At 46.7% G+C, this 7,616-nt stretch carries 9 protein-coding genes; 7 read left to right on the top strand and 2 right to left on the bottom strand.

The features are described from left to right. Positions 1-12: 12 nt before the first annotated feature. On the top strand, positions 13-123 hold the full coding sequence (locus RMO35_RS25180) for an ATP-binding protein (RefSeq protein WP_396135605.1): 111 nt from the start codon (positions 13-15) through the stop codon (positions 121-123). 71 nt (positions 124-194) lie between these two features. Here RMO35_RS25180 and RMO35_RS05450 read toward each other — a convergent pair whose 3' ends face one another. Together RMO35_RS05450 and RMO35_RS05445 are read right to left on the bottom strand one after the other, a co-directional pair. Continuing rightward, entirely contained in the window at positions 195-1,805 is a 1,611-nt protein-coding gene (locus RMO35_RS05450; RefSeq protein WP_309739136.1) for a 2-isopropylmalate synthase, read from the bottom strand. A 219-nt stretch (positions 1,806-2,024) separates the two neighbouring features. Further along, entirely contained in the window at positions 2,025-2,546 is a 522-nt protein-coding gene (locus RMO35_RS05445) for an NYN domain-containing protein (protein ID WP_309733960.1), read from the bottom strand. A gap of 651 nt (positions 2,547-3,197) precedes the next feature. Between RMO35_RS05445 and RMO35_RS05440 the strand changes: the two genes are divergently transcribed. From RMO35_RS05440 to RMO35_RS05415, 6 genes are all read left to right on the top strand, one after another. Beyond that, positions 3,198-4,385 (top strand): type IV pilus twitching motility protein PilT, encoded by a 1,188-nt coding sequence (locus RMO35_RS05440; protein WP_309739134.1) that lies wholly within the window; start codon positions 3,198-3,200, stop codon positions 4,383-4,385. Between the two features lie 148 nt (positions 4,386-4,533). After that, entirely contained in the window at positions 4,534-5,151 is a 618-nt protein-coding gene (locus RMO35_RS05435) for a fasciclin domain-containing protein (RefSeq protein ID WP_309739131.1), read from the top strand. A 417-nt stretch (positions 5,152-5,568) separates the two neighbouring features. Beyond that, positions 5,569-5,943 carry a hypothetical protein gene (locus tag RMO35_RS05430; protein ID WP_309739129.1) on the top strand — a complete coding sequence of 125 codons (375 nt, stop codon included), beginning with the start codon at positions 5,569-5,571 and terminating at the stop codon, positions 5,941-5,943. 180 nt (positions 5,944-6,123) lie between these two features. After that, positions 6,124-7,227 carry a non-hydrolyzing UDP-N-acetylglucosamine 2-epimerase gene (gene wecB, locus RMO35_RS05425; RefSeq protein ID WP_309739128.1) on the top strand — a complete coding sequence of 368 codons (1,104 nt, stop codon included), beginning with the start codon at positions 6,124-6,126 and terminating at the stop codon, positions 7,225-7,227. A gap of 28 nt (positions 7,228-7,255) precedes the next feature. Continuing rightward, positions 7,256-7,429 (top strand): hypothetical protein, encoded by a 174-nt coding sequence (locus RMO35_RS05420; protein WP_309739126.1) that lies wholly within the window; start codon positions 7,256-7,258, stop codon positions 7,427-7,429. A gap of 53 nt (positions 7,430-7,482) precedes the next feature. Next, the coding region (locus tag RMO35_RS05415) for a heavy metal-associated domain-containing protein (RefSeq protein ID WP_309739138.1) at positions 7,483-7,616 on the top strand (134 nt) is incomplete at its 3' end.

Genomic DNA, 7,616 nt, shown 5'->3' with positions numbered 1-7,616 from the left:
GCATCGACCGGATTGAATTTACCCTTTTCCCAAATGGCAATCTCCGCACATGGTGGCAGAATTTGGGTTGAGAGCGAGATCGGACAAGGCACTACCTTCTATTTTACAATTCCCTTGCTCTAAGGGAATCCTTTTAAACAGGGTGGGCATTGCCCCTGCCTTATTTGAAGATCGAGTGTTCAAATTAACCTCGATTAACTATTCACAGCCAATTGAGTTGCAGCTTCCTCTAACTTGGTTTTGGCAGCATACAACCGATTGAGAGCATTAATGTAGGCTTGGGCGGATGCCACAATAATATCGGTATTCGCTGCATAACCAGAATAAGTATAATCCTGGTATTTGAGTCGGATTGTCACTTCTCCGATGGCGTCAATGCCCGCTGTGACCGATTGGACGGAGAATTCGATCAATTGGTTGGGCACGTCGATAACGCGGTTGATTGCCTTGTAGATGGCATCTACGGGGCCAGTGCCGATCGCGGCGTCGGTCAATTCTTCGCCGTTGGGCATTCTGATGGTAACAGTTGCGGTGGGTTGAGCGCGATCGCCGCAAGCGACTTGGACGCGATCGAGGATAAAGATTTCGGGACTTTGTTTGATTTCGTCGTTGACAATTGCTTCTAAGTCTCGATCGGTAATTTCTTTTTTCTTGTCGGCGACATCTTTAAATCTCAGGAAGGCTTTATTAAGATCGTTCTCTGATAATTCGATGCCTAGTTCCGACAAGCGGGTGCGGAAGGCGTTCCGACCGGACAATTTGCCTAGTGTAATCAGGTTATCAGTCAACCCGATCGATCGGGCGTCCATGATTTCGTAGGTGAGTTTATTTTTCAAAACTCCATCTTGGTGGATTCCCGATTCGTGGGCAAAAGCATTAGCACCGACGATCGCTTTATTGGGTTGGACGATCATCCCTGTTAGGCTGGAAACTAAGCGAGAAGTTTTGTAAATTTGGCGGGTATCGATATTAGTTAATGACGCAGCCGAATCGACGGGACGACCTAAGAACGGGTTAAAGTACTGACGGCGCACATGTAGAGCCATCACTAGCTCTTCTAATGAGGCATTCCCAGCGCGTTCGCCGATGCCGTTAATCGTACATTCTAGTTGCCGCGCGCCATTTTTGACTGCTTCTAAGAAGTTCGCTACAGCTAACCCTAAATCATCGTGTCCGTGAACGGAAATAATCGCCCGATCGATATTCGGGACATTCTCTTTAATCCCTTTAATTAACGCCCCAAATTCAGCGGGAGTTGTGTAGCCGACGGTATCGGGAATATTTACAGTCGTCGCACCATTGGCGATCGCCCGTTCTAATACTGTATACAAAAATTCTGGATCGCTGCGTCCGGCATCTTCCGGCGAAAACTCGACATCATCGACGAATGTTTTGGCATAAGAGACCATTTCGCCAGCGATTTGCAAAACTTCTGGGCGCGTCTTTTTGAGTTTGTATTCTAGGTGGATATCGGATGTCGCAATAAATGTATGAATCCGCGATTTAGCCGCAGGTTTGAGAGCTTCAGCGGCGGCTTTAATATCTTTTTCGCTGGCGCGTGCCAAACCGCAAATAATCGGCCCCGATGGCGTCCCTACTAAATCGGCAATCTGTTGGACTGCTTCAAAGTCGCCCCGACTGGAAAAGGGAAATCCTGCTTCAATGACATCGACACCCAAGCGGGCTAATTGACGCGCGATCGTTAGTTTTTCGTCGGCATTTAAGGTCGCGCCTGGAGATTGTTCGCCATCGCGCAGGGTCGTATCAAAAATAATTACGCGATCCGTTTCTGGTTGCTGAGTCATGATGTTAGTTACCTAAAAATAATAATGTGAGGAGTTACTAATCGAGCTACTAGATCCCCGACTTATTTGAAGAAGTCGGGAATCTGTGCTAACGACATTTTTAAGGTGACAGATTTACTTAAGAAGATCTTTCTGTCACCTAAATAAGCACTAGTAACTCCAATAAAGTGAATTGCATTATTATTTTTGGCTTTCGTTCTAACACTTGAATTGGTTCTCCTATAAAGAATCAACTTTCTCGATTCGATCGCGGATATCGTTGAGATCGATATAGCGGTCGGTGACATTCCTTAGTTCTCTGGCAATCATCCCCTCGGTGGAGATCACGGTGATATGGGTGTTCTTCGATCGAAGTAACTCGATCGCGCGCTCGAAATCCCCGTCGCCACTAAATAGTACCACTCGATTGTACTGATCTACAGTATTAAACATATCGACCACAATTTCAATATCCAAATTCGCCTTTTGGGAGTAGCGACCAGAAGTATCATCGTAATACTCTTTGAGGATTTTGGTACGAACTGTATAGCCCAGACTGATCAGCGCGTCGCGAAACCCGCGTTGATCTTGAGCGTCTTTGAGTCCAGTATACCAAAAAGCGTTAATGAGCATCAATTCTGGTTCTTTCGTAAAATACTCCAGCACGCGCCGAGGATCGAAAAACCACCCATTTTTTTGTTGGGCATAAAACATATTATTGCCGTCCACAAAGATGGAAAGACGGTTAGCAGCAGAAAACATTATAAATAGTACCTAGTTATTGTTATAAGTTAAATTAAAATGCCCTCGCCAGCAGTCGATCGTGCCGAGCGAAGCCAAGGTATGTAAATCTAGATCTGAGTAATTTGCACAAAGCCCAATTAGGTTGGCACAAAGATCTAAGGTCGGGATTTACCCAACCCGAGACCCACACACAATCTCCAGATCCGGTCAAGGTTGCTAAATTTAGCTAGTTAATTTTAAAGATATAGAATTTAACGATTAGACTGTATACCACTTAGACGGCTGGCTCGAAAGTAAAGTAACCATCGAACAGTCGGCTAACAAGGGGAGATCGAGGATTTTAAGTTTGCCTCAACTTTATCGATAAAGATCGAACAATTAGCATAATAATTTAGAAGAATAATGTATATATGAGTCCTATCTTACCAAACTTCGACTATTTCAGCGAACGTTCTTTTAATACCCAAAATATTCCGTAAATTTACCGATCGCGAGAGATTGTGCTGGTAACTGAAAATCGATCTTCAGTATTATCGCGATGATATCTCGATTTGGCTACTTATTACCGTGAGGTAGCGAGATTTGCAGATTTCAACAAACAGTCGATTGCCATTCAAAATTTGGGCAATATAAGCAAGAGTATTCGCACAAAATCATCCAGCTTGCCGTATGGTAAATTCCCGTCATTTTCCGGCACCACCGCCACCAGCACCCAGCCTCTCAACTAATTTTCCGCCACCACCACCGGGCATCTCAACGCCAGTTGCGACCGCTGCCAGCTATAAGTTACCGCCAGGACAGCCCAGTATTGGGGCTTTGGTGGCCGAAGCTTTTGAGGCGGGTTTTTCTGACGTACATGTTGGTGTTGGTGAAATCCCCCGATTTCGCAATCGCGGTGAGATCGAGACGACTAATTATCCAGAAACCGATCTGCCTACCTTCATGTCTTGGCTGCATGAAGTGTTAAGCGAAGCAGAAATTAACACATTTAAGAATAATCTAGACTTTGATGGTGCTACCCAGTATGAATTTGCGCGGGTGCGGATCAATGTTTTTGATTCGCTTTATGGTTATGCGATGGTGATGCGACTGATTCCGATGCAGATTGCGACGATCGAAGAATTGCGGCTGCCGCCAGTATTTCGCGATGTCTGCCATTATCATAAGGGCTTAATTCTCGTCACTGGGCCGACAGGTTCGGGTAAATCGACATCGATGGCGGCGATGGTCGATTATATGAACAAGGAAATGCCGCGCCATATTATCACGATCGAAGACCCGATCGAGTTTATTCATAAGAGCAAACGCGCGTTAATCAAGCATCGGGAAGTCGGTGCTAATACGAAGATGTTTGATACTGCTCTCAAAGCCGCTCTCCGGGAAGATCCCGACGTGATTTTGGTCGGAGAAATGCGCGATCGTGAGACGGTCAATACCGCACTCAAAGCCGCTCAAACCGGGCACTTAGTCATCGGTACCCTGCATACCAACAGCGCGATTAAAACCATCGAGCGGGTACTCAATCTCTTTAAACCCGAAGAACAAGCCGTCATGCGAGTCTCGTTAGCCGAATCACTAGTTGCGGTCATTTCCCAAGGTTTGTGCCGCACGACCGATGGTAAACGCGCCGCCTATCACGATATCTTAATCAATACCGAAACCGTCAAAGACTACGTTCGCGACGGTAAATATGACGATATCGCTCCCCTCATGACCGATGGTGAATTCGACGGGATGATCACCATGAACAAATCCCTCTTCGCGCTCTACCAAGAAGGTCGCATCACTGAAGAAACCGCCCTCGAACTCTCACCCACACCCAACGAGATGGCAATGATGCTACGCGGCAAAATCTAAATCCGAGATTTTACCCATTACCCCTTACCCCTCACCCATTACCCCTTACCTATTACCCCTTACCCTACCTAGATATCGGGAACACAAAACTTAATTAAAGGTCAATGGATACTGTCAGTGTCAATAACTTTAGTTAGGTTTTATCTCCATGTCTAGATCTATCATTCAAAAATCGATCGCGGCAACTCTGGGTGCGGCGGTTGTTTCCACAGGTCTGTTTGTCAGTATTTCTAGCTACGCGCAAAGCGGTACGCCTGGAACGATGACTCCTAGCCCCGCAGCTACCCCTAGCACTACTACCCCTGGTGGCATGTCTAATCCTGGCACAGCACCTGCTTCAGCGACTCCTGCTGCTGGCAAAACGATCGTCAGCATTGCTGCTGGTAACAAGAATTTCACCACCTTAGTTACAGCTCTCAAAGCCGCAGATTTAGTAGAAACTCTATCTGGTGAAGGCCCTTACACAGTATTTGCACCAACAAATGCTGCTTTTGCCAAACTACCTAAAGCGACTCTTGCCAATCTGCTCAAACCAGCGAACAAAGAGCAACTCAAAAAAGTCCTTACCTACCATGTCGTTTCTGGTACGGTAACTTCCAAGCAGCTCAAATCCGGCCCGGTTGCCACAGTGCAAGGTGGTAATGTCACTGTTAAAATCAGTGGCAAAAAGGTAAAGATAAATAATGCTAATGTCGTCCTTGCTGATGTCAAAGGTAGTAACGGCGTCATTCATGCGATCGATACCGTCCTGATCCCCGCAAAATAGTTACATCTGACTCACGATTTGCCGATCGATAGCAGCTAATTGGGGTGGGCACCGCTCACCCTTTAGTTGTTGCTCCTACTACTGACGATTTAATAAGTCCTACCTAAACATTTAGTGACATCACACTACTATCGTGCCCGATCGACTTGAAGTAGCGATCGACATTAGATTTGAGCGCTAAACTCATAGGCCGATCGTCGAAAAAACTTGGCAAATAATTAATAATTAGTAGCAGATTTTTACACCTATTTATTGTCTTACAGATTAATAATGATGTAAAGTTTTTTTAACATAGCTACTTTTATTTTGACAGATTATCTATATTGATATCAGCAGCTTAAATTGATCCCCGATATGGGATTGACCAAAACAAATCAGTTTTAGCCAGTATCCATCTAGATAGCCGGAGCCAATAAAATGCAATTAACTCAAGATCGTACCATCCGTAAAAGCCGTTTCGTCGCTACAGCTAAAAGCTTTCTCATCTGGTGTTTTGCACTAACAGTTACTCTGTTAGTAGTTGGTTTCCCTCTGGTTGTGTTGATGGCTACGGTTGGTGCGTTACTCTCGATTACATTGCACCCGATCCTCCCAGTCAGCGCAGTATTACTCGTCGCTGGTGGGACGATCGTCCTAAATATTTTTGCTGTCGTTGTTGGCGCAGCAGTCTTGACTACCAAAGGTATCCACCCTCATGAAGTCCGTTGGTTGAGCTGGTTGCACGGTGATGCAAATCCTGTAAGTACTACCACCTACGCTACTTGCCCGCTCACTTGCGATATCGATTCATAGAGTATCGCTCTTATTGATTTCATCTATCTCATCAGCTCGGACACCCGTCCGAGCTTTTTTGTGTGTACATAATTGCTAATGTTGGGTTTCGAGGCTCAACCCAACCTACAAGCTACCCTCTACCCTCTAGCGTGATAATATGTGCAAATCTCGACCAAGTGTTCCCTACCTACTTAGCTTATGATGCGGATCTGCTTTACCCTCGGAACTCGTCCGGAAGCGATTAAATTAGCCCCAGTAATTCGGACATTTCAAGCTTCAAGCAAATTTGACACACAGGTAATTTTAACCGGGCAACACCGGGAAATGGTTGCGCAAGTGATGGATATTTTCGGGCTGAAAGCCGATCGAGATTTGGATATCATGCAGCACCAGCAGACGCTCACAGATATTACCCAGCGCAGTTTACAGGGACTAGAACGCCTATTTAGAGAGATCGAACCGCAGCTAGTCATCGTCCAAGGAGATACGACTACTGCATTTGCCGCCGCGCTAGCCGCATTTTATCAGCAAATCCCGATCGGGCATGTCGAAGCCGGGTTGCGGACGGACAATATCTACAATCCCTTTCCCGAAGAAGCAAATCGCCGCCTAGTCTCGCAAATTACCCAGTTACATTTTGCCCCCACCAGCCTCGCCGTCGCCAATCTCCACAAGTCTGACGTCACAGGCAAAATCTACCAGACAGGCAATACCGTCATCGACGCACTCCTCACCGTCGCCAAATCTCAACCCCCCTGCGATATCCCCGGCTTAGACTGGAGCAAATATCGCGTCATTCTCTCCACCGTCCATCGGCGCGAAAATTGGGGCGAACCGTTGCAAAGTATCGGTGCAGCGATGCTCCAGATTTTAGAAAAATTTCCCGATACAGCACTCTTACTCCCCCTCCACCGCAATCCGACAGTGCGCGAACCGCTGACTGAGATGTTGGGCGGACATCCCCGCGTTTTCCTCACCGAGCCGCTCGACTATAGCCAACTCGTCGGCGCAATTCAGCGTAGCTATCTGCTGCTCTCTGACTCCGGTGGGATTCAGGAAGAGGCTCCCAGCTTAGGTAAACCTGTTTTAGTGCTGCGCGACACTACCGAGCGTCCTGAAGCCATTACGGGTGGAACGGCAAAATTAGTGGGCACGGATGTAAGTAGAATTACCGCCGCAGCCAGTGAATTATTAAGCGATCCGCAAGCATATCAAGCGATGGCAACAGCAATCAATCCGTTTGGAGACGGGACGGCTTCAGCACAGATTCTGGCTGCTGTGGAAGAGTTTTTTGGCGTGTAGAAAATACGAGCGGCAATGAATCGAGCGTTTGACGATCGCGATCGTAATTAACCCCAGCCTCCGATTAAAATCGGGGCTAGTGATGCGAAGTCCGCCTACGCGGACTAGTCGATCGGTGACAGTAGGGTGGGCACTGCCCACCATCTATGTTTCAGGCTTTTGCGATGCGATCGATACTTGCGCTGACTTACTCAGTACATAGGGCAAACTTTGTCCTAAAGTTGTAGATTAAGAGTGGAAATCTTAATTCCCCGTATGATTGCAAGTACTTCAACTCCAGTTACCATCGCCGAACATACAACCACGATCGTCCTCGATGTTGCGGGGATGAAATGTGCTGGGTGCGTGAGTGCTGTCGAAAAACAATTGCTCGCTCAATCGGGCGTAAA

It is taken from the genome of Chamaesiphon sp. OTE_20_metabat_361, assembly GCF_031364565.1.
Note: the sequence above shows the minus strand (reverse complement) of the source record. Positions and strands in the feature narration are given on the sequence as shown.

Bases quoted from the DNA above. Each gene is read 5' to 3' on its own strand.
- RMO35_RS05450 (WP_309739136.1), bottom strand. From the start codon at position 1,805: ATGACTCAGCAACCAGAAACGGATCGCGTAATTATTTTTGATACGACC.
- RMO35_RS05445 (WP_309733960.1), bottom strand. From the start codon at position 2,546: ATGTTTTCTGCTGCTAACCGTCTTTCCATCTTTGTGGACGGCAATAAT.
- RMO35_RS05440 (WP_309739134.1), top strand. From the start codon at position 3,198: ATGGTAAATTCCCGTCATTTTCCGGCACCACCGCCACCAGCACCCAGC.
- RMO35_RS05435 (WP_309739131.1), top strand. From the start codon at position 4,534: ATGTCTAGATCTATCATTCAAAAATCGATCGCGGCAACTCTGGGTGCG.
- RMO35_RS05430 (WP_309739129.1), top strand. From the start codon at position 5,569: ATGCAATTAACTCAAGATCGTACCATCCGTAAAAGCCGTTTCGTCGCT.
- wecB (WP_309739128.1), top strand. From the start codon at position 6,124: ATGATGCGGATCTGCTTTACCCTCGGAACTCGTCCGGAAGCGATTAAA.